The organism is Duganella margarita, from assembly GCF_009857535.1.
Lineage (GTDB): Bacteria > Pseudomonadota > Gammaproteobacteria > Burkholderiales > Burkholderiaceae_D > Rugamonas > Rugamonas margarita.
This window is the reverse complement of the sequence record NZ_WWCS01000022.1, coordinates 36881-57416: the sequence shown is the minus strand read 5'-3', so window position 1 is coordinate 57416 and position 20536 is coordinate 36881. Positions and strand designations below refer to the sequence as shown.

General features: G+C 62.2%; 23 protein-coding genes. 5 read left to right on the top strand and 18 right to left on the bottom strand.

Annotation, left to right across the window (positions count from 1 at the left end):
- Nucleotides 1-13 precede the first annotated feature (13 nt).
- Entirely contained in the window at nucleotides 14-952 is a 939-nt protein-coding gene (locus tag GTP55_RS24925; protein ID WP_371868435.1) for a LysR family transcriptional regulator, read from the top strand.
- Nucleotides 953-954: 2 nt separating this feature from the next.
- Here the strand turns inward: GTP55_RS24925 and GTP55_RS24920 are convergent, their stop codons facing one another.
- The gene (locus GTP55_RS24920) at nucleotides 955-1863 is read right to left on the bottom strand and encodes an NAD(P)/FAD-dependent oxidoreductase (protein WP_161047493.1); all 909 of its coding nucleotides are present in this window, start codon (nucleotides 1861-1863) and stop codon (nucleotides 955-957) included.
- On the bottom strand, nucleotides 1850-2293 hold the full coding sequence (locus GTP55_RS24915; RefSeq protein WP_161047492.1) for an Rrf2 family transcriptional regulator: 444 nt from the start codon (nucleotides 2291-2293) through the stop codon (nucleotides 1850-1852). Before GTP55_RS24915 ends, GTP55_RS24920 begins: the two co-directional genes overlap by 14 nt.
- Before the next feature lie 98 nt (nucleotides 2294-2391).
- Between GTP55_RS24915 and GTP55_RS24910 the strand changes: the two genes are divergently transcribed.
- The gene (locus tag GTP55_RS24910) at nucleotides 2392-3351 is read left to right on the top strand and encodes a glycosyl hydrolase (RefSeq protein ID WP_161047491.1); all 960 of its coding nucleotides are present in this window, start codon (nucleotides 2392-2394) and stop codon (nucleotides 3349-3351) included.
- A 3-nt stretch (nucleotides 3352-3354) separates the two neighbouring features.
- On the opposite strand, the gene GTP55_RS24905 is transcribed toward GTP55_RS24910, so the two are convergent.
- From GTP55_RS24905 to rpsP, 8 genes are all read right to left on the bottom strand, one after another.
- Nucleotides 3355-6117 (bottom strand): M16 family metallopeptidase, encoded by a 2763-nt coding sequence (locus GTP55_RS24905; protein ID WP_161047490.1) that lies wholly within the window; start codon nucleotides 6115-6117, stop codon nucleotides 3355-3357.
- A gap of 88 nt (nucleotides 6118-6205) precedes the next feature.
- Complete coding sequence (locus GTP55_RS24900; RefSeq protein ID WP_161047489.1) at nucleotides 6206-6535, bottom strand: DUF3579 domain-containing protein; 330 nt, start codon at nucleotides 6533-6535, stop codon at nucleotides 6206-6208.
- A gap of 164 nt (nucleotides 6536-6699) precedes the next feature.
- On the bottom strand, nucleotides 6700-7665 hold the full coding sequence (locus GTP55_RS24895) for a CobD/CbiB family protein (protein WP_161047488.1): 966 nt from the start codon (nucleotides 7663-7665) through the stop codon (nucleotides 6700-6702).
- 54 nt (nucleotides 7666-7719) lie between these two features.
- Nucleotides 7720-8391 (bottom strand): CoA pyrophosphatase, encoded by a 672-nt coding sequence (locus GTP55_RS24890; RefSeq protein WP_161047487.1) that lies wholly within the window; start codon nucleotides 8389-8391, stop codon nucleotides 7720-7722.
- Nucleotides 8392-8473: 82 nt separating this feature from the next.
- Nucleotides 8474-8857 (bottom strand): 50S ribosomal protein L19, encoded by a 384-nt coding sequence (gene rplS, locus GTP55_RS24885; protein WP_110846926.1) that lies wholly within the window; start codon nucleotides 8855-8857, stop codon nucleotides 8474-8476.
- 87 nt (nucleotides 8858-8944) lie between these two features.
- Nucleotides 8945-9691 carry a tRNA (guanosine(37)-N1)-methyltransferase TrmD gene (gene trmD, locus GTP55_RS24880; protein ID WP_110846927.1) on the bottom strand — a complete coding sequence of 249 codons (747 nt, stop codon included), beginning with the start codon at nucleotides 9689-9691 and terminating at the stop codon, nucleotides 8945-8947.
- Between the two features lie 29 nt (nucleotides 9692-9720).
- Nucleotides 9721-10284, bottom strand: coding sequence for a ribosome maturation factor RimM (gene rimM / locus GTP55_RS24875; RefSeq protein WP_161047486.1), 564 nt, complete (start codon nucleotides 10282-10284; stop codon nucleotides 9721-9723).
- A gap of 18 nt (nucleotides 10285-10302) precedes the next feature.
- Nucleotides 10303-10551, bottom strand: coding sequence for a 30S ribosomal protein S16 (gene rpsP / locus GTP55_RS24870; RefSeq protein WP_072787273.1), 249 nt, complete (start codon nucleotides 10549-10551; stop codon nucleotides 10303-10305).
- 221 nt (nucleotides 10552-10772) lie between these two features.
- Between rpsP and GTP55_RS24865 the strand changes: the two genes are divergently transcribed.
- Nucleotides 10773-11201, top strand: a complete 429-nt coding sequence (locus tag GTP55_RS24865; RefSeq protein ID WP_161047485.1) for an NINE protein — start codon at nucleotides 10773-10775, stop codon at nucleotides 11199-11201.
- Nucleotide 11202: 1 nt separating this feature from the next.
- Here the strand turns inward: GTP55_RS24865 and GTP55_RS24860 are convergent, their stop codons facing one another.
- Both GTP55_RS24860 and GTP55_RS24855 read right to left on the bottom strand, forming a co-directional pair.
- Nucleotides 11203-11424 (bottom strand): type II toxin-antitoxin system HicB family antitoxin, encoded by a 222-nt coding sequence (locus tag GTP55_RS24860; RefSeq protein ID WP_161047484.1) that lies wholly within the window; start codon nucleotides 11422-11424, stop codon nucleotides 11203-11205.
- Nucleotides 11421-11609, bottom strand: coding sequence for a type II toxin-antitoxin system HicA family toxin (locus GTP55_RS24855; protein WP_161047483.1), 189 nt, complete (start codon nucleotides 11607-11609; stop codon nucleotides 11421-11423). The genes GTP55_RS24860 and GTP55_RS24855 overlap by 4 nt, the downstream gene beginning before the upstream one ends.
- Before the next feature lie 116 nt (nucleotides 11610-11725).
- Between GTP55_RS24855 and panE the strand changes: the two genes are divergently transcribed.
- The gene (panE, locus tag GTP55_RS24850) at nucleotides 11726-12670 is read left to right on the top strand and encodes a 2-dehydropantoate 2-reductase (protein ID WP_161047482.1); all 945 of its coding nucleotides are present in this window, start codon (nucleotides 11726-11728) and stop codon (nucleotides 12668-12670) included.
- On the opposite strand, the gene GTP55_RS24845 is transcribed toward panE, so the two are convergent.
- Nucleotides 12653-12871 (bottom strand): hypothetical protein, encoded by a 219-nt coding sequence (locus tag GTP55_RS24845; RefSeq protein ID WP_161047481.1) that lies wholly within the window; start codon nucleotides 12869-12871, stop codon nucleotides 12653-12655. The two genes, panE and GTP55_RS24845, sit on opposite strands and share 18 nt — an antisense overlap.
- 78 nt (nucleotides 12872-12949) lie before the next feature.
- On the opposite strand from GTP55_RS24845, the gene GTP55_RS24840 reads away from it, so the two are divergent.
- On the top strand, nucleotides 12950-13537 hold the full coding sequence (locus GTP55_RS24840; RefSeq protein ID WP_161047480.1) for an outer membrane lipoprotein: 588 nt from the start codon (nucleotides 12950-12952) through the stop codon (nucleotides 13535-13537).
- 85 nt (nucleotides 13538-13622) lie between these two features.
- Here the strand turns inward: GTP55_RS24840 and GTP55_RS24835 are convergent, their stop codons facing one another.
- The 5 genes from GTP55_RS24835 to alaS all read right to left on the bottom strand — a co-directional run bounded on the left by GTP55_RS24835 (nucleotide 13623) and on the right by alaS (nucleotide 20523).
- Nucleotides 13623-15413, bottom strand: a complete 1791-nt coding sequence (locus tag GTP55_RS24835) for an acyl-CoA dehydrogenase (RefSeq protein ID WP_161047479.1) — start codon at nucleotides 15411-15413, stop codon at nucleotides 13623-13625.
- A gap of 162 nt (nucleotides 15414-15575) precedes the next feature.
- Entirely contained in the window at nucleotides 15576-16508 is a 933-nt protein-coding gene (locus tag GTP55_RS24830; RefSeq protein WP_161047478.1) for an electron transfer flavoprotein subunit alpha/FixB family protein, read from the bottom strand.
- Between the two features lie 12 nt (nucleotides 16509-16520).
- Nucleotides 16521-17270 (bottom strand): electron transfer flavoprotein subunit beta/FixA family protein, encoded by a 750-nt coding sequence (locus GTP55_RS24825; protein ID WP_110846935.1) that lies wholly within the window; start codon nucleotides 17268-17270, stop codon nucleotides 16521-16523.
- Nucleotides 17271-17443: 173 nt separating this feature from the next.
- Nucleotides 17444-17701, bottom strand: coding sequence for a sulfurtransferase TusA family protein (locus GTP55_RS24820; RefSeq protein WP_110846936.1), 258 nt, complete (start codon nucleotides 17699-17701; stop codon nucleotides 17444-17446).
- A 212-nt stretch (nucleotides 17702-17913) separates the two neighbouring features.
- Nucleotides 17914-20523, bottom strand: coding sequence for an alanine--tRNA ligase (gene alaS, locus GTP55_RS24815; protein ID WP_161047477.1), 2610 nt, complete (start codon nucleotides 20521-20523; stop codon nucleotides 17914-17916).
- Nucleotides 20524-20536 lie beyond the last annotated feature (13 nt).

Genomic DNA, 20536 nt, shown 5'->3' with positions numbered 1-20536 from the left:
CCGGCGCGTACAAATGTTATACGCTCAACGTATGACCATCTCGTCCAACGCCGCCGACCGCATAGAACTGATGCAGACCTTCGTTCGCATCGTGGAAGCCGGCAGTATGTCCGCCGCCGCCAAGCAGCTGGGCACCACGCAACCGACCATCAGCCGCCGTTTGCAGGCACTGGAGCGCATGCTGGGCTTGCGCCTGCTGCAACGCTCCACCCACGCCATGCAGCTGACCGAGGATGGAGAACGCTGCCTGGCGCACGCGCGTGAACTGCTGTCGCACTGGAGCGCGCTGACCTCCGATGTGCAGGACGCGCGCGAAGAACCGGCGGGGCTGCTGCGCATCGTCGCACCGCATGCCTTCGGCCAGCAGCAGCTGATTGGGCCGCTGAACGATTTCCTGCTGCGCCATCCGCGTGTGTCGGTGGAATGGCTGCTGCACGACCGCACGCCGGACTTCATCGCCGAGAATATCGACTGCGCCATCCGCGTCGGTGAAGTGAGCGACCCGTCGGTCATCGCCATCAAGCTGGCGGACGTGCCGCGCATCGCGGTCGCGGCGCCGGCGCTGCTGGCCGGGCAGCCGCTGCCCACGCATCCCGCGCAGCTTAGCGCCCTGCCCTGGCTGGCCCTGCGCACCTTCTATCGCAACGAGATCACGCTGCACCATGCCAGCGGCGCAAGCCACCAACTGACGCTGCAACCGCGCCTGAGCACCGATAGCCTGTTCGCCGTCCGCAACGCCGCCGTGCAAGGCATGGGCGTGTGCGTGGTGTCTTCATGGGCGCTGCGCGACGAACTTGCGCAGGGCACGCTGCTGCATCTGGCGCCGGAGTGGCAGGCCACGCCGCTGCCGATGTACCTGATCTACCCGCACGCACCGCACTATCCGGCGCGCTTGCGCAGCTTTATCGACCATATGCGCGCAGCCATGCCGGCGATTCTTTCAGACCTCTGACGTCAGGCGGCGACGGGCAGTCCAAACACCAGCGACTGGTGCGCGGCAGCACCGGCCATCGCCCCATCCGCCACCGCAAAGGCGACACTGCCCGCCATGCGCGCCGCATCGCCGCAGGCATATACGCCTGCCACGCTGGTCGCCTTCATCATATCGGTGCGCAGGTAGCGGCCCATCGGCCCGTCCTCCATCTCGCAGCCCAGCAGCTCACCCAGCGGGCTGGCGCTGTGCAGGCGGCTCAACACGAACAAGCCGTCCAGCAGCAGCGCGCGGCCATCCGTCAGCGTTACGGTGGCGGTGCCGCTCACTGCCTGTACCCGCGTGCGTTCAATCGTTACGCCACGCGCCGCCAGTTTGACCAGTTGCTCCTCGTCCGGCTCAAAAGCGCCATTAAGAAAGAAGGTCACCTGGCCCCAGTCGGGCAGCATCATCGCGTGATGCCAGGAGTGCGGGCCGGTCGCCAGCACACCGATGCGACCCTGATTCAATTCGTAGCCGTGGCAGTACGGGCAGTGGAATACGCTGCTGCCCCAGCGCTCGGCCAGGCCCGGAATCGATGGCAGTTCGTCGGCCATGCCGGTGGCCAGCACCAGCCGCTGCGCATGGACCGCGCTGCCGTCGCTCACCGTCACGCGGAAGCCACCATCATGCTGCACCGCCTGCGTAGCCAGACCTTCGCGCCAGGTCACGGTGGAATACTTCATCAGCTGCGCGCGGCCGTCGGCGGCGATGGCCGCGCCTTCACGTCCATCCTGCCCGAGGAAGCCATGCGAATGGCTGGCGTAGCGGTTGCGGCGCTGGCCGGCATCAATCACCAGCACGCGGCGGCGGGCGCGGGCCAGTTGCGTGGCGGCCGACAGTCCGGCGTAGCTGCCGCCGATAACGATCACGTCGAATTCATCGATGCCCATGCTGCACTCCCTTGTGATGTGTGTTGAAGCTGGCGGACAGCTCGGCCAGCGTTACGTCCTTAAACCGGGAGATCAGCAACGCTTCCGCCTCATCGAATGCGCTGCCCAGCGACTCATTGACGGCGCGCTCCACCAGGCATTGCGGCTGCTCGACGCGGTTCCCCATCGCGAACACTGTGGGCGAGCCGACGGCTTCGTAGATATCGTGCAGCGTGACCTGGCGCAGGTCGCAGGTGATGCTCCAGCCGCCGCCGTGTCCTTTGTCGGAACCGACGTAGCCACGCTCCCGCAGTCCCGCCAGCACGCGCCGCACCAGCACCGGATTGGTATCCAGGAAGCCCGCCAGTTCTTCGGATGTAAAAGGCCTGTCGCCGTGCGCCATGTGCAGCAGCACGTGCAGGATGGAGGAAAGTTTGCTGTCTCGTCTCATGTAACTAATGATAGTACATAATCGCAAAACGTGCACGCAACTCGCTAAACTGACGCCATGCCATTGATGGCGGCGCAGCGCGGCGGTACATTGAAGGCATGCGCTACCTTCCCCTCCTCCTGCTTGCCTTCGCCCTCGGTTCCGCCAGCGCCGCCCCGCGCGACGCCAGAACCCAGGCCACTTACGACTACCTGCTCGGCATCTGGGGCAAGAACATCATCGCCGGCCAGTCCGACCTGACCTGGCGCGACGATGTCGATATGGCGCAGCGGGTGCACGACGACACCGGCAAGTACCCGGCGCTGATGGGTTACGATTTCATGAACTACTACGACGCCACCGAAGCCGATGGCCGCCACCAGACCGAGGAAGCCATCGCCTGGTCGCGCAAGGGTGGGCTGGTGAGCTTCCACTGGCACTGGCGCATGGAGAACGGCAAGTTCTACACCAAGGAAACGCCCTACGCCATCCCGGCCGATCAGGACTGGCGCAAGATCGATGACGCCATCGACCGCATCGCCGTCGAATTGAAGCGGCTACAGGACGCCAACGTGCCGGTGCTCTGGCGCCCGCTGCACGAAGGTTCCGGCGGCTGGTTCTGGTGGGGGCGTCCGCGCACCGACGGCGTGGAGCCGGCCACCGCCTACATCCAGCTATGGCGCCATATGTACACGCGCCTGACGCAAACGCACGGCCTGCGCAATCTGATCTGGGTATGGAATGGACAAGACCCGGCCTGGTATCCGGGCGATGATGTGGTGGACATCACCGGCTACGACATCTACGACAAGACCTATAGCGCGGCGTACCGCAAGGCGCAGCAGCACGCCAAGCCGATTGCGCTCACCGAGACCGGATACATTCCCGATCCCGCGCAAAGCGCCGCCGCTGGCGAGTGGTGGTTATGGTTCATGGTGTGGAATGACGCCGCCGGCGCTGCAGGCGTCACCAGCCAGGATAACTTCTGGACTGGCGAGTACCACAACACCGGCGCGCACAAGCGCAAGGTCTACAACGATCCGCGCGTGATTACGCTGGACCGTCTGCCGAAGTTCTGACGCCTACTTCGCTGCGGCGGGTGCAGCTGCACCCGCCTTGGCCTCGTCGCCCGACATGGCGACCGACAGCTTGGCCGGGTCGACCGCCTTGCGGAAGGCCGCGTTGACCTGCGCCAGCGTGGCCGCATTCAGCCTGGCCTCAAACTCCTTGCTCCAGGCGAAGGTACGGCCCAGATAGAGGTTGCGCGCCCAACCGTTGGCCAGCGCCGTATCCTTGGCGCGGTTCTGCTGGCGCATTTGCAGCAGGCCGGATTTGGCGTTGACCAGCTCCGCCTCGGTGAAGCCATCCTTCAGCACCCGGTCCAGCTCTTCGCGGATCGCGGCTTCCAGTTTCTTCAGGTTCTGCGGCGCGGCGATGGCGGCGACGGAGAAGCTGCCGGCGCGGTCCAGCGAACCAGGACGCAGGTCGCTGCCGCCGCCATAGGACAGGCCGTCCTTCTGGCGAATGCGGTCCATCAGACGCGATTTCAGTCCGCCACCGCCGAACATGTAGTTCGCCAGTTCCAGCGCCGGATAATCCGCGTCGTTGGAGTTCAGGTCCACATTCAGGCGCGCGGTGTAGAAGCCGTTTTCCTTGTCCGGCGCATTCAGCATCACATGCAACGGAGCCTTGTCCACATTGGTGCTCAGCACCGGCGCATACGACGCCTTGCTGTTCCAGCCAGCGAAGTTGTCGGCGATGGTCTTGCTGACCGCAGCCTTGTCGAAATCGCCGACGATGGCCAGTTCGCCGTGGCTGGCGCCGTAGTAATTGCGGTGGAAGGCAATCACGTCTTCCAGCTTGAGCGCCTTCAGCGCGGCCAGCTGCTCATCAATGCTCATCGCGTTGCGCACGTCACCTTGCGGATAGTGGTTGAAATGCTGCTCGATGGCCTGACTGGCCAGCACCTGCGGTTCGCTGCGCGACGCTTCCAGGCCGACGATCCACTGCTGGCGCAACTGCTCGAATTCCGCCGGCGAAAAGCTTGGCTCCTTCAGCACATGCGCCGCCAGACGCAGGGCTTCGTCCAGGTTAGGACCAGTGGTCTCGAAGCGCTGCGGGCCGCCGGTGATCTTCAGCCTGGAGAATGCATCGGCCAGTTGTTCGCGGCTGTACTTGCTGGTGCCACGCATCAGCATCTCGCCGGTGAAGGCGGAAACCACCGAAGTGTTGACCAGGTTTTTCTCGTCGCCCCAGTTCAGCTGCAGGGTGACGGCCACCGTCTCGCCGCGGTTCTTCTTCGGCAGCAGCGCCACTTTCAGGCCGCCGATGGTTTTGATTTCGGTGCGGGCGTTGATGTTGTCGTTGGTCGGGTCGAACACTTCCGACGTCAGCACATTCTCCTTGGCCTTGAAGCCCTTCATCGCCTCTTCCACGCCCGGTGCGGCCGGGATCTCGGCGCGCTGCGGATTGTCTTCCGGGATGAACTCACCCACCACGCGGTTGTCGCGCTTCAGGTAACGGGCGGCGACATCGGCCACTTCCTTCGAGGTGATGCTCGGCAGCTTGTCGCGGCCCTGGAACAGCAGACGCCAGTCGCCCAGCGAAATCTCTTCCGACAGCGTCACGCCCACGCGCTGCGGATCGTTCAGCGACTTCTCGATGCTGTTGGCGAAGTTGCGGCGGGTGCGTTCCATTTCCTCTTCGGTTGGCGGCGTCTTGGCGAAGCTCTCTACCGCCTCGATCAGCGCATCGCGCACCGGTTCCAGCGGCTGGCCGGCCTTGACCACCGCGCCGATGATTTGCAGGCCAGGCGCATAGCCGGTCTCGCCGAAGCTGAACACCTGCGCCGCCTTGCCGCTTTCCACCAGCTGCTTGTGCAGGCGGCCGGTCGGCGTATCGCCGAGGATCTCGGACATGAAGCTCAGCGCATCGCTATCCTGCTGCAGCGCGCTCGGAATCTTGTAGCCCAGCGCGACGATCTGCACGTCGCCCTTGCGGCGCACGATGAAGCTGCGCTCACCATCCTGGGTCGGCTCGACGGTCCAGAAAGGCGGCAGCGCGCGTTTTGGTTTCGGGATGGCGCCGAACGATTTGGTAATCCATTGCAGCGTTTGCGCCGGATCGAATTTGCCCGCCACCAGCAGCACCGCGTTATCCGGCTGGTAATAGGTGTGATAGAAGCCTTGCAGGTTCTCGATCTTGACGTTCTCGATGTCGCTGCGGTTGCCGATGGTGGAGCGGCCGTAGCTATGCCAGTCGTAGGCCACGCTCTGCATGCGCTTCAGCAGCACCGCGAACGGGCTGTTCTCGCCGCTCTCGTACTCGTTGCGGACCACGGTCATTTCCGAATCCAGGTCCTTGCGAGCGATGTAGGAATGGACCATGCGGTCGGCTTCCATGTCCAACGCCCATTTCAGGTTGTCCGGACTGGCCTGGAACACTTCGTAGTAGTTGGTGCGGTCGTTGGCGGTGGTGCCGTTGAATTCCATGCCGCGCGCGGCGAATTCCTGCGGGATGTTCTTGTTCTTCGGCGAGCCTTTGAACATCAGGTGTTCCAGCAAGTGCGCCATGCCGGTTTCGCCATAGTTCTCGTGGCGCGAGCCGACCAGATAGGTGACGTTGACGGTGACGGTGGGCTTGGAAGCATCCGGGAACAGCAGCACCTTGAGGCCATTCGGCAACCGGTACTCGGTAATGCCTTCCACTGACGGTCCCTTGACCACGCCGGCCGGTAAGCTAGCAACAGCAGGAGCGGCAGCCCAGGCGGTTCCGGTGGCGACGAAGGACATTCCGCACAGCAGGAAGCTGGCGGCGGCGACGTGTTTCAGACGGCTGTTGTTCATAGTCTCTCAGAGAAAAAACATAGGAACGTGCAGCATACGCCGGCGTCGTCGGCGTGGGTAGTACCTTAAGGAAAAATTAACTTACGGCTTATTTTTTCTCAGGCAGCAGGCAGGCGTCAACGACTTGCAAGTCGTTATCCTTGGCGAACGAGAGGACGAAGTGATAGGCCAGCGGTTCGAGCTCGCGCAGCTTGCCGTTGACGACGACAGACTTGACGCCGTTGACCACGGTCGGGGTCACGTAGGGGGAAAACTGCAGGTGGGAATCGCGGCCGCCGCCGGTGCCTTCCGGCTTGAAACAGGCCATCACGCCGCACAGACGCTCAGCCCAGTCGCTGGGACGGAACTGGCGGCCATTACTGGTCTGGCCAACGATGAAGAACGAATCTTGCTGTTCTGCCGGTTTTTGAACTGACATAGGCGCGGCTGCTTCTGCGTAGAGAGGAAGGGACTTACGTATTATATCTTATAGAAGACCTAAATAAGTAAGACCTTGATACATAAGGAATTTTTCCTGATACTTCCTACTTTGGTGCAGAAATGGTTAATTCCTGCACCAGAGCAATACCGCTATTGTACCCGTTAAGGCGATGCTCCGAGCCACCATGCGCTCGACAACAGCAATAACAACATCATCCATAACAACAATGCGCGCCACACCAGGCCGACGGTGCTTTGCAACGAACGGATGCTCGGTTCGTCGCCCGGCATCACGTCCGGTTCGATCTCGATATCGACCGTGGTGGCGTCCACCATCTGCGCCTTGACGGCGTTTTCCGCCGGCGTGCCGAGGCGCACGCCCATGGCGCCGCCGCCGGCCGACAGGATGATGCCGATCGCCTCGTTGGACCAGCGATGGGCGAAATTGCGCCAGGCGTAAATGGCATCCTCGAAGTTGCCAACCACGGCAAAAGCGACGGCGGTCAGGCGCACCGGAATCCAGTCGATCCAGTAAAACGCGCGCGCGGCGAACTGGCCGAAGGCTTCGTTGCGCATGTGCTCGGGCTCGTTCCAGGCGCGCGCCAGGTGTTCGGCCACGCGGTACATCACCGCCCCTGCCGGGCCGAGCGGCATCAGGAACCAGAAGAACACGCCGAATACATTGCGGTGCGTGGTCACCAGCGACTTCTCGACCGCCAGGCGGGCGATTTCCGAGACTTCCATGCCGACCGTGTCCAGCCTGGTCCATTCGGCCAGCAAGGCGCGCGCAGCCGGTTCGTCGCCGGCGTTCAGCGCCAGCTGGATCGAAGTGAAATAATGGCTGTAATGGCGGAAACCCAGGGTCAGGTAGACGATCAGCACGTTCCAGGCGAAGGCGGCCAGGAACCAGTCGTAATGGCGCAGCACCCAGTAAATGGCGGCGGTCGGGATCATCAGGATGGCCATCATCAGGAACCAGCCCATGCGGCCGTGGGTCGAGTGGCCGGCGTTAAACCAGGTCTCCATCCGCAACGCCAGGCTCTTGATTTCGGCGTAGATCGGATTGTCTGCGCGCAGCGGCTTCATCTGCTCAATCAGCAGCGCGCATAAAATGGAAAGAAAAGTCATTAAACGTCCTTTTGCATTGGCATAGCCTTAATGCCCGCTACGATAGCGTAGTTCTTAGTCTGCGCGCAAGAAATGGAACAGGTTGCGCAGCATGCCGGCCGTCGCCCCCCAGATGTAATAACCTTCATACGGCATCGCATAAAAGCTGCGGCGGCCATTCGGCAGCTCGGCCGACAGGCGCTGGTGGTTGGCGCCGTCCATCAGGAAGGCCAGCGGCACCTCAAAGATCGCCGCCACCTCGGACGGGTCGGCCACCACCTCAAACGGCGGCTGCACCAGCCCCACCACCGGCGTGACACAGTAACCGGTGCCGGTCAGGTAATCGGGCAGCGTACCTAGGATCTCGACATGGCGGCGCGCCAGGCCGATCTCTTCTTCCGACTCGCGCAGCGCGGTGTCGACGGCGTCGCTATCGTAATCTTCGGCGCGGCCGCCGGGAAAGCTGACCTGGCCCGGATGGTCGGTCAGGTCGGCGTTGCGCTGGGTCAGCAGCACCGTCAGGCCATGGGCGCGCTGCACCAGCGGAATCAGCACCGAGGCCGGCGTCGGCGCACGGCCGGCGCGGGCCGGCAGCACGCGTTCGCTGCCTTCCGGCGACCACACCTCTGGCGGCGCGGCAAAGCGGCTGCGCAGCCAGGCGGGCGCCAGGCGCTCCGGCAGGATGGCGGGTTCGCCGGCGATGCCGTCTATCGGCAGTAGCTGGGGATCGAAAGGTGGCTGGGCCATGCGGAACTCCTTAGAAGCAAAAAGGCGCCAGTGGCGCCTTTTATCGGGCGCCTGCGGGCGCCCTTTCCAAACACAACCGATATTACGCGGCTGCTTTCGCCGCTGGGCGACGGTTTGGCAATTTTTCTTTGATACGTGCCGATTTACCGGAACGATCACGCAGGTAGTACAGCTTAGCGCGACGTACGTCACCGCGGCGTTTCACTTCGATCGAAGCGATCAGCGGGGAGTACAGCTGGAAGGTACGCTCAACGCCTTCGCCGGACGAGATTTTACGAACGATGAAGTTCGAGTTCAGGCCACGGTTACGACGGGAGATGACCACGCCTTCGTAAGCCTGGGCGCGCTTGCGGGTGCCTTCGACTACGTTAACGTTCACGATCACGGTATCGCCAGGAGCAAAATCAGGGATGCTTTTGCCCAGACGAGCGATTTCTTCTTGCTCGAGTTGTTGAATCAGGTTCATTTTTAATGACTCCATAAACCATCATGCTGGCGCGCTATGCGTGTTGCCACGCCTGCCCAGTAGAGGATGGGGTTATAACAAGCAGGCTCAGAGGCCTGCCAAAAATTGCTCGTCGCGCTTGGTGAGCAGTCCTGCCTCACGCGCTTTGATAAGCAAATCCGGTCGCTTGCGCGCGGTCGCTTCCAGCATGCGCTGGCGGCGCCATTTTTCGATCTCGGCGTGGTTGCCGCCCATGAGTACCGGCGGCACGCCCACACCTTCATACGTTTCCGGCCGCGTGTAATGCGGCGAATCCAGCAAGCCGTTGACAAAACTGTCTTCGATGGCCGAGGCATCGGTGTTCAACACGCCGGGAATCTGGCGGATCACCGCATCCATCAAGGCCATCGCCGGCAGCTCGCCGCCGGACAGCACGAAATCGCCGAGGCTGATTTCTTCATCGACCACCCGGTCCAGCAACCGCTGGTCCACGGCTTCGTAGCGGCCGCACAGGATCACCAGACCGGGCTCCTGCTTGAGCTGCATCACGCGTTCGTGCGTCAACTGCTTGCCCTGGGGCGACATGAACAAGACGCGGGGCGCGGGCAGACCGGCATCGGTCTGGCGTTGCTTCGCCGCGTTGAGCGTCGCTTCCAGGGGTTTGGCCAGCATCACCATGCCGGGGCCGCCGCCATAGGGGCGGTCATCCACGGTACGGTGATTGTCGGTGGTGAAATCACGCGGATTCCACAGCGACAGGCCACACTTATTCTGTTCAAACGCGCGCCGGGTCACACCCGACTGCGTAATTGCGGCAAACATTTCCGGGAACAGGGTCACGACATCAAATTGCATGGCGAACCGCCCTCAATGTTTTGCTCAGCTTAGTAATCAAGGCCCCAGTCGACAATGATCTTTTTGGCTTCCTTGTCCACCTTGTTGATGAACGCGTCGACAAATGGGATCAGGCGCTCTTGCGCCGCAACGTCTTCCGGCTTGGCGTCGGCGGCTGCTGCTGGCGTAATGCGCAAGATCGACTGCGGACCGTTGCTCATCATGTCAGTCACCGTACCGAGGTGCTCACCTTGCAGATTTTCTACTTCCAGACCGATCAGATCAGTCCAGTAAAACTCATCGTCGGACAAAACCGGGAAGCGGCTTTGCGGAATGAAGACAGCGGCGCCTTTCAGCGCTTCCGCCACGTTCCGGTCAGTCACACCGACCAGCCGCGCCACGACGTCGCCGCCATGCAGTTTGACCTGCAGGACTTCCACATCGGACAGCGCCGGCTTATCCAACCACCAGGTTTTGACCTTGAGGAGTGCATCCGCATCTTCCGAGAAAGGACGAATCCTGACCCAGCCTGCAACGCCGTAAGCACCGAAGACAAAGCCTACCTGTGCCAGATCGTCGGGGATTTGCACCCCGGATGCATTCTTATCGGTCAAACCGGTAACCAGACTTGCTTAGGCTGCTTTTTTGTTCTGAGCAACCAGGCGAGCGACGGTTGGCGACAGTTGTGCGCCAACAGCTTGCCAGTGAGCCAGACGGTCTTCGGTGATGCGCAGGGCGACTTCTTGACCCGAAGCCATTGGGTTGTAGAAACCAATGCGCTCGATGAAACGGCCATCGCGACGATTACGCGAATCGGTTGCAACGATGTTGAAGAAAGGACGCTTTTTTGCGCCACCACGAGCTAAACGAATAACGACCATAATATTTCCAAAAAATTTGTGCTAGGACGGAAAAAGCCGCAAATTATAGCAAGCTTTGCCGCGAGGCAGCAAGCGTTAATGAAATAATTGGGCATGTTGGGGTAATCAAAGATTATCCCTTGTTCCGGCGCTCGGGGCAATAGGCTTACCCGTAAAAAAGGCGTGCCGGGGGGCGTATTATGCCTGATACTGCTGATTTCCCGGCTATCGGATTGACAATCATGACCGTTTTGCACCAGCCCCGTCACAAAAACAAGACACTTGCCGCCCTGCTGGCCTTCCTGCTGGGCGGCCTCGGCGCGCAGCGGCTGTATTTGCGCGGCTGGCGCGATCCGTGGCTATGGGCGCATCTGGCCTGCCTGCCGGCGGCCTGGCTGGTGGCGCAGCTCGCGCCGCAGGCGGACGGTTTCTACAAGCTGCTGCCGATCATCGTCTCCGGCCTGGTTGGTTTCCTGGAAGCGCTGATAATAGGCGTCACGCCCGACGACAAATGGGACGCGCGCCATAACGCCGACTCCGGCCGGCAGTCGAACACGCACTGGCCGGTAGCCGTGGTGCTGGTCGCCAGCATGATGATCGGCGCCGGCGGCCTGATCGCCACCCTCTCCCGCCTGTTCGACCTGATCTACACCGGCGGCGCTTATGGCTGACTCAGGGCGCAAACTCCAGATAAGAAACGACGCTCACTGACGGCGGCATCGGCAGGCCGTCCTCACGCATACCATCAAGGTGGAAGGCAATTGCCTCGCGCAAAGCGGCTTCAGTCGCCGCCAGGGTGGCGCCAGTTGCAACGCACCCCGGCAGATCCAGCACATAGCCAGAGTAATTGGCCTCGGCTTTTTCGATAACAATCGCGTAGCGAACAGTATTCATTTCTTCAAACCTGCGTGTTTGAAAACGCTGTTGAGAGTTCCTGGCGAGAGGTCATCGCCAAGGTGACCGGATACGGTGACCCGCCCTGCTTTTACGGGATGCCTAAATTGGCGATGGCTGCCACGAATAGCCACTATATACCAACCGTCATTACGTAGTATTCGTATGATGTCACGTGTTTTCATCCACCCAGCCTAACGGCTCACGCCGGACGCACATGGATCTGACGCAAAGTCTCATGCCGGCAAGGTTCACAGCGCGATGCTAGACTGGCCTTCGATTTGATAAGCGGAGTTCAATCATGAAATTTCTGGTGGTCGGCGCTGGGGCGCTGGGTGGGTATTTTGGCGGTCGCTTGCTGGCGGCAGGCCAGGACGTGACGTTTCTGGTGCGCGCTGGACGGGCGGCGCAGCTCGCGCAGCATGGACTGCGCATCAGCAGCCCCAAGGGCGATCTGACGCTGCCGGCGCCGCCACATCTGCTGTCGGAGCAACTGACGCAGCACTATGACGTGATCATCGTCGGCTGCAAAGCCTACGACCTGGACGCCACCATGGAATCCTTCGCCGCCGCAGTCGGCCCGGACACCGCCATCCTGCCCGTGATGAACGGCATGGCGCACCTGGAACGGCTGGCCGCCCGCTTCGGCAAGGAGCGCGTGCTGGGCGGCCTGTGCCTGATTTCCGCCACGCTGAGCGAGCAAGGCGACGTCCAGCATCTGAACGACACCCACGCGCTGGTATTCGGCGAACTTGACGCCGCCACCTCGGCGCGCGTGGCCGCCATTGACAGCGCCATGGCCGATGCCAATTTCGACGCCCGCGCCAGCAGCGAAATCCGCCAGGAAATGTGGGAGAAGTGGATTTTCATCACCGCGCTGGCCGGCGCCACCTGCCTGCTGCGCGGCAGCGTGGGCGACATCGTCGCCGCCGGCCAGACCGACGTCACGCTGGCCTTGCTGAACGAATGCAACGCCATCGCCGCCAGCCACGGTTTCCCGCCGCGTCCGCACCCCAGCGAGCGCGCCCACGCCATGCTGACGGCGGCCGGATCGCCGATTACCGCATCCATGCTGAAAGACCTGCAACGCGGTGGCGCGATCGAAGCCGATCATATCGTCGGCGACATGCTGGCGCGCGGCCAGCATCACGCCGCACCGACACTGAAAATCGCCTATGCCAATTTAAAGACCTACGAAGCGCGCCGCGAGCGCGAACGCTCGCTGCGCTCAATGAAGGCTGAGTGAGACCATCGGGCTCAACGCTGCGGTCAAACGGGCCGAGGGACGCGCGCCGGCGGCCACCGCCCAGGCCAGCACCCACTGACCAGCACGGATCTCATCGGCCATGGTACTGGCCGCCAGCAAGCGCTGCGCGGCCAGGCTCATACGATCGATGGCATACGCTTCGCGGTCGACTCGTGCGGGATGGAGGGTGATTCGTTTCATGCTGACCTCGCTAAGAATACAGCTTTTACGCAAGCAACACCGTATCGGATTCAATCAGCACCAAAAAAGGAGAACAACATGACCCAACGCACCCTGATGGCCGCCCTGCTGCTGGCCGCCCTGTCCAATACCGTCCAGGCGCAAAGCCCCAAGGAACATTTCGATTCCGACACCAAACGCATCGCCACCCGCTACGCCGACGACAAGAAACTGTGCAGCGACGAGCGCGATTCTAGCCAGCGCATGCAATGCCTGCGCGATTCCAAGGCCGAATACGACAAGGCCATGGCGCAAGCCCGCGCCCAATACAAGAACGCAGGCAAGCCGGGCGCCTGCCATGACTGCGGCAAGGTGACGTCCGTCGTAGTGGGTGAAAAATCTGGCGAAGGCAGCGCGCTGGGCCTGATCGCCGGCGGCGTGGCCGGCGCCCTGCTGGGCAACCAGGTCGGCAGCGGCCACGGTCGCCAACTGGCCACGGTGGCAGGCGCCGCCGGCGGCGCCTATGCCGGCAAGAAGATTGAAGAGAAAGCCAAATCCAGCAAACTGTGGACCGTGCACGTCAAATATGACGACGGCCGCCAAGCCGCCTTCAACTTCGACCACGATCCAAAAATGCTGAGCGGCGACCGCGTGCAGAACGCCAACGGCACCCTCGTCCGCCGCTGATCATCTGGGCAGCGCTAATTTAAATCAGGGAGCAAGGCAAGCTGCGTGACCGCCATCGGAAGCGATGGCGGTCACGTGAGAGCGTTTAGAACTGCTCGATGTCCAGCGCCAGCACGCCGGCGCTGCCGTCGGTGATCGAGCTGCGGATGCCCGCTGCCTGCGACAGGAAGTGGTCAGCGAAGAAGCGCGCGGTGGCGATCTTGGCTTTGTAGAAGCTGGCGTCGCCAGCGCCGGCGTCCAGCTTTTGCTGCGACACCAGCGCCGCGCGCGCCATCTGCCAGCCGCCCAGCACGATGCCGGCCAGCTTCAGGTACGGCACGCTGCCGGCAAACACGCCCTTGATGTCGGACTTGATGTTGGCCACCACGTACTCCACCACCGCGTCCAGTTCGGTCGCGCCCTGCGCCAGGTGCTTGCGGATCGCGGCGAAATCGGCGCCGTCCAGCTTGGCCAGCTCCGCTTCGGTCGCGCGCACCTGGGCGATCAGTTCCCTGGCGATCTTGCCGCCGTCGCGCACGGTCTTGCGGCCGATCAGGTCGTTGGCCTGAATCGCCGTCGTGCCTTCGTAGATGGTCAGGATCTTGGCGTCGCGGTAGTGCTGCGCTGCGCCGGTTTCTTCGATGAAACCCATGCCGCCGTGGATCTGCACGCCATCGCGCGTCACGTCTTGCGACAACTCGGTCGACCAGCCCTTGATGATCGGCACCAGGTACTCGTACACCGCCTGGTTGTGCGCGCGCGCCTCGGCATCGGCGCCGTGGTGCGCCTGATCGTACAGCGAAGCGCCAACATAGGCCAGCGCGCGTGCCGCCTCGGTCTGCGAACGCATATTCATCAGCAAGCGGCGCACATCCGGATGGTGAATGATGGCCACGCCGGACGGCGAACCGGTCAGGTCGCGCGATTGCACGCGGTCCTTGGCATACGCCAGCGCTTGCTGGTACGCATGTTCCGACAGGCCGATGCCTTGCAGGCCGACGCCGAAGCGCGCCGCGTTCATCATGATGAACATGTATTCCAGGCCGCGATTCTCTTCGCCCACCAGCGTGCCGATGGCGCCGCCGTTGTCGCCGAATTGCAGCACCGCAGTCGGGCTGGCCTTGATGCCCAGCTTGTGCTCGATCGACACGCAATGCGCATCATTGCGCGCACCCAGCGTACCGTCGGCGTTGACCAGGAACTTCGGCACGATGAACAGCGAGATGCCCTTTACGCCCGCTGGTGCATCCGGCGTGCGCGCCAACACCAGGTGGACGATGTTGTCGGTCATGTCGTGATCGCCATACGTGATGAAGATCTTGGTGCCGAATACTTTGTAAGTGCCGTCGCCCTGCGGCTCGGCGCGAGTGCGCACGGCGGCCAGGTCGGAGCCGGCTTGCGGCTCAGTCAGATTCATGGTGCCGGTCCATTTGCCGGTGACCAGGTTTTCCAGATAGATGGCTTTCTGCGCGTCGCTGCCGGCCGTCAGCAGCGCTTCAATCGCGCCGTCCGACAGCAGCGGGCACAGGGCGAACGAAATGTTCGCGCCGTGCAGCATCTCCACGCATGGCGTGCCGACCAGTTTTGGCAGGCCCTGGCCGCCGAAGTCGGTCGGGTGTTGCAGGCCTTGCCAGCCGGCGTCGGCGAACTGGCGGAAGGCTTCCTTGAAACCCTTCGACGTGATCACGCCGTCCTTGGTCCAGTAGCTCGGCTCCTTGTCGGCCGCGTGGTTCAGCGGGGCGATTTCGGCGGCGACGAATTTCGCGCTTTCTTCCAGCACGGCTTCGGCGGTTTCCGGGGTGGCGTCTTCACAGCCCGGCAGTTCGCTGACTGCTTGCAGGTTGGCCAGTTCGTTCATCACGAACAGCATGTCTTTGATTGGTGGTTGGTATGGCATCTCGTCTCCCCTTCGCCGTCGCTCCCGCGCAGGCGGGAGCCCATACTCAGCATCTCAGCATGGTTCCCCGCCTGCGCGGGGACGACGCGCCGTTGTTAAAAATAAGGCCACGGCAATCCGGCGTTCCGGATCAGCGTGGCCTCAGGTGTGCTTTATGCGCGCTTAGCCCAGTTCGGCTACCAGTTGTGGCACGACGTCGAACAGGTCGCCCACGATGCCGTAGTCGGCAACGGAGAAGATCGGCGCTTCCGGATCCTTGTTGATGGCGACGATGGTTTTCGAGTCTTTCATACCGGCCAGGTGCTGGATCGCGCCGGAGATACCGACGGCGATGTACAGGTTAGGCGCAACGATCTTGCCGGTCTGGCCGACTTGCCAGTCGTTCGGCACGTAGCCGGCGTCGACTGCGGCGCGCGACGCGCCCATGGCGGCGTTCAGCTTGTCCGCCAGCGGCTCCAGCACCTTGAAGGCTTCGCCCGAACCCATGCCGCGACCACCGGAGACGATGATCTTGGCGGCGGTCAGCTCAGGACGGTCCGACTTGGCCACTTCGCGGCCGACGAACGACGATTTGCCCGAATCGGCAACCGCCGTCACGGTTTCCACCGCAGCCGAACCGCCGCTGGCGGCAGCCGCGTCGAAGCCGGTCGAACGCACGGTGATGACTTTGACCTTGTCGTTCGACTGCACGGTGGCGATGGCGTTACCGGCGTAGATCGGACGCTCGAAAGTATCCGGCGCATCGACCTTGGTGATTTCCGAAATCTGCGCCACGTCCAGCTTGGCGGCCACGCGTGGCAGGATGTTCTTGCCATAGGCGGTGGCTGGCGCCAGGATGTGGCTGTAGGCGGCAGCGATGGCCAGCGCCTGCTCGGCGACGTTCTCAGCCAGGCCGTCGGCGAAGTGCGCGGCGTCGGCGTGGATGACTTTCGACACGCCGGCGACGGCGGCAGCGGCGCTTGCCACGGCGCCCGCGTTGGAACCGGCCACCAGGATGTGCACCTCGCCGCCGGCTTGCGCCGCTGCGGTCACGGTGTGCAGGGTGCTGGCCTTCAGGCTGGCGTTGTCGTGTTCTGCGATAACTAATGCGACCATGTTCAGATTCCTTTAGATAACTTTAGCTTCGGTGCGCAGCTTGGCGACCAGGGTAGCGACGTCCGGGACAATGATGCCGGCGGAGCGTTTCGCAGGCTCGGCGACTTTCACGGTTTTCAGACGCGGGGTCACATCGACGCCCAGGTCTTCCGGCTTGGTCACATCCAGCGGTTTCTTTTTCGCTTTCATGATGTTCGGCAGCGTCACGTAGCGCGGCTCGTTCAGGCGCAGGTCGGTGGTGACGATGGCCGGCAGGGTCAGCGCCAGGGTTTCCAGGCCGCCGTCCACTTCGCGCGTAACGGTGACTTTGCCGTCTTCCAGCGTGATTTTCGAGGCGAACGTCGCTTGCGGCCAGCCCAGCAGCGCAGCCAGCATCTGGCCGGTCTGGTTGGAGTCGTCGTCGATCGCCTGCTTGCCCAGGATGATCAGCTGTGGCTGCTCTTTGTCGGCCAGCGCTTTCAGCAGCTTGGCCACGGCCAGCGGTTCCAGTTCGGCGGTGGTTTCCACCAGGATGCCGCGGTCGGCGCCGATCGCCATCGCGGTGCGCAGGGTTTCCTGGCACTGGGTCACGCCGGCGGAGACAGCCACCACTTCGGTGACTTTGCCGGATTCTTTCAGGCGGGTCGCTTCTTCCACCGCGATCTCGTCGAACGGGTTCATCGACATTTTGACGTTGGCGATATCAACGCCGGTGCCGTCGGACTTCACACGCACCTTGACGTTGTAGTCGACCACACGTTTGACGGGTACCAAGACTTTCATAGCTGTGCCTTTGGGAAAAGATGAATTCGGGACTAAATAATGTGGGCTAGATTATATGAGAAATCTGCCCCGCACAAGAAATCAAAGCACGATCGTGCTATTTTTCGCTAGTAGAAATCGTCTAAAAAATAAATCTTCCAGACGACATTCTTGGGGAGGAAATGCAGCGGCTGTTATTTGCGCTGCATCAAAAAGACAAACTCACGGCCAGTCTGGACGTGCGACAACAGGGTATTGCCGGTTTGTTTACTGAAAGCCTGGAAATCACGCACCGAACCAGGATCGGTCGCCATGATGCGCAGCACTTCACCGCTCTGCAATTCCGAAAGGGCTTTCTTGGCCTTCAGAATCGGCAGCGGACAGTTCAGACCGCGCGCATCCAACTCCTTGTGGAATTCGATGGTATCGTTTTCTAGTATTGTTTCGCTCATCAAGAAACCCGCTCGTTTGTGGGGAGGTGTCGCCATACTACTCCTTTTTAGAGGGGATGACGCGCTGCACCAAAATAGTTCGTTGTACGTTGCAAGTTCACAACGCAAGCTGGAAAGTATACAACAGTCCGCCCCAGACGACAACGGCCTGCGTACGACAGCAAATCGCACGCAGGCCGCATTAACACAGCTTTACAGCCGGATTGTTGCCTTTACAGACGGGAGCCGATCCACTCGGCAACACCTGCCAGCGCACCCGGCAGACCGCTCGGATCGGTGCCGCCGGCTTGCGCCATATCGGGGCGTCCGCCGCCTTTACCGCCCACTTGTTGTGCAACGAAGTTGACCAGCTCGCCGGCCTTGACCTTCGACGTGGTGTCGGCGGTGACGCCGGCGATCAGGCTGACTTTGCCGTCGTTGACCGACGCCAGCACGATGGCAGCGGTCTTCAGCTTGTCCTTCAGCTTGTCCATGGTTTCGCGCAGGCCGGTCACGTCGGCGCCGTCCAGCGTGGCGGCCAGCACCTTGATGCCCTTGACGTCGACCGCTTGCGCAGCCAGCTCGTCGCCCTGGCCGGCAGCCAGCTTGGACTTCAGTGCCGCCAGTTCCTTCTCCAGCGATTTCACCTGATCCTGCACGGCGCCGATCTTGACGATCAACTCGTCCGGATTCGATTTCAGCGCCGACGCGGCTTCGTTCAGCTTGCGGGCCATGCCCTGCACCAGCGCCAGCGCGCCTTCGCCGGTCACGGCTTCCACGCGACGGATGCCGGCCGCAACGCCGCCTTCCGCGATGATCTTGAACAGGCCGATATCGCCGGTGCGCTGCACGTGCACGCCGCCGCACAGCTCTTTCGAGGTGCCGATATCCAGCACGCGCACTTCGTCGCCGTACTTCTCGCCGAACAGCGCCATCGCGCCGTGCTTGACCGCGTCGTCGAACGACATGTGCTGCGCCTTGGTGGCGTGGTTTTCCAGGATCTCTTTGTTGACCTTGGCTTCCACTTCGGCGATCTGCTCGGCGGTCAGCGGCGCGTTGTGGCTGAAGTCGAAACGGGTTTTGTCCGGATCGACCAGCGAACCTTTTTGCGCCACGTGCGAACCCAGCACTTCGCGCAGGGCTTTGTGCATCAGGTGGGTCGCCGAGTGGTTGCGGATGGTGCGGCCGCGCTTGTGCAGGTCGACTTGCGCGGCGACGATCTCGCCCACTTTCAGCGAACCCTGGGTCAGCACGCCGTGCTGGCCGAAGACGTCGGCCTGGATCTTCAGCGTGTCTTCCACGGTGAACAGACCGCCAGCGGCCTTGATCTCGCCCTGGTCGCCGACCTGGCCGCCGGACTCGGCGTAGAACGGCGTGGTGTCCAGCACCACGATGCCCTGCTCGCCTGCCTTCAGTTCCTGCACCGGTGCGCCGTTGGCGTACAGGGCGATCACTTTGGCGTCGACACTCAGGTCGTCGTAACCGATGAACTTGGTTTTCTCGCCCGAATACTCGACGTTGGCCGCCATCTTGAACTTGCCGGCGGCGCGCGCGGTTTTCTTCTGCTGTTCCATCGCGGCGTTGAAGCCGTCTTCATCCAGCGTGATGTTGCGTTCGCGGCAGATGTCGGCGGTCAGGTCCAGCGGGAAGCCGTAGGTGTCGTACAGCGTGAAGGCGGTTGCGCCGTCCAGCTTGCCTGGATCCTTGGCCAACTGGGCTTCCAGAATCTTCATGCCGTTTTCCAGCGTTTCGCCGAAGCGCTCTTCTTCCGCCTTCAGCGTGGCGGCAACGCGCGCCTTGGCTTCTTTCAGCTCCGGATAGGCGGTGCCCATCTCGATGTCCAGGTCTTCCACCAGCTTGTAGAAGAATGGCTTGGTCTGGCCCAGCTTGTGGCCGTGACGCAGCGCGCGGCGGATGATGCGGCGCAGCACGTAGCCGTGGCCTTCGGCGCCAGGAATGATGCCGTCAACGATCAGGAACGAGGCGGCGCGGATGTGGTCGGCGATCACGCGCAGCGATTTCGATTCCAGGTCGGTGGCGCCGGTTTCGCGCGCGGCGGCCTTGATCAGGTTCTGGAACAGGTCGATTTCGTAGTTGCTGTGCACGTGTTGCAGCACGGCGGCCAGGCGCTCCATGCCCATGCCGGTGTCCACGCATGGCTTCGGCAGCTTGTGCATCACGCCCGCTTCGTCGCGGTTGAACTGCATGAACACCAGGTTCCAGATCTCGATGAAGCGGTCGCCGTCTTCTTCGGCCGAGCCCGGAGGACCGCCCCAGATGTCGGCGCCGTGGTCGTAGAAGATCTCGGTGCATGGGCCGCATGGGCCAACGTCGGCCATCTGCCAGAAGTTGTCCGACGCGTAGCGCGAACCCTTGTTGTCGCCGATGCGGATGATGCGCTCTTTCGGCACGCCGATCTCGTTGGCCCAGATGTCGTAGGCTTCGTCATCTTCAAAGTAGACGGTGACGGTCAGCTTGTCGGCCGGCAGCTGGTAGACCTTGGTCAGCAGCTCCCAGGCGTAGTTGATGGCGTCGCGCTTGAAGTAGTCGCCGAAGCTGAAATTGCCCAGCATTTCGAAGAAGGTGTGGTGACGCGCGGTGTAGCCGACGTTTTCCAGGTCGTTGTGCTTGCCGCCGGCGCGCACGCAGCGCTGCACGCTGGTGGCGCGCGAGTACGGGCGGCTGTCCAGACCCAGGAACACGTCCTTGAACTGCACCATGCCGGAATTGGTCAACAGCATGGTCGGGTCATTGCCTGGCACCAGCGGGCTGGACCGGACAATGGTATGACCCTTAGATTCGAAAAATTTGAGGAACTTCTCGCGGATTTCAGATGATTTCATGTCGTTATGAGGT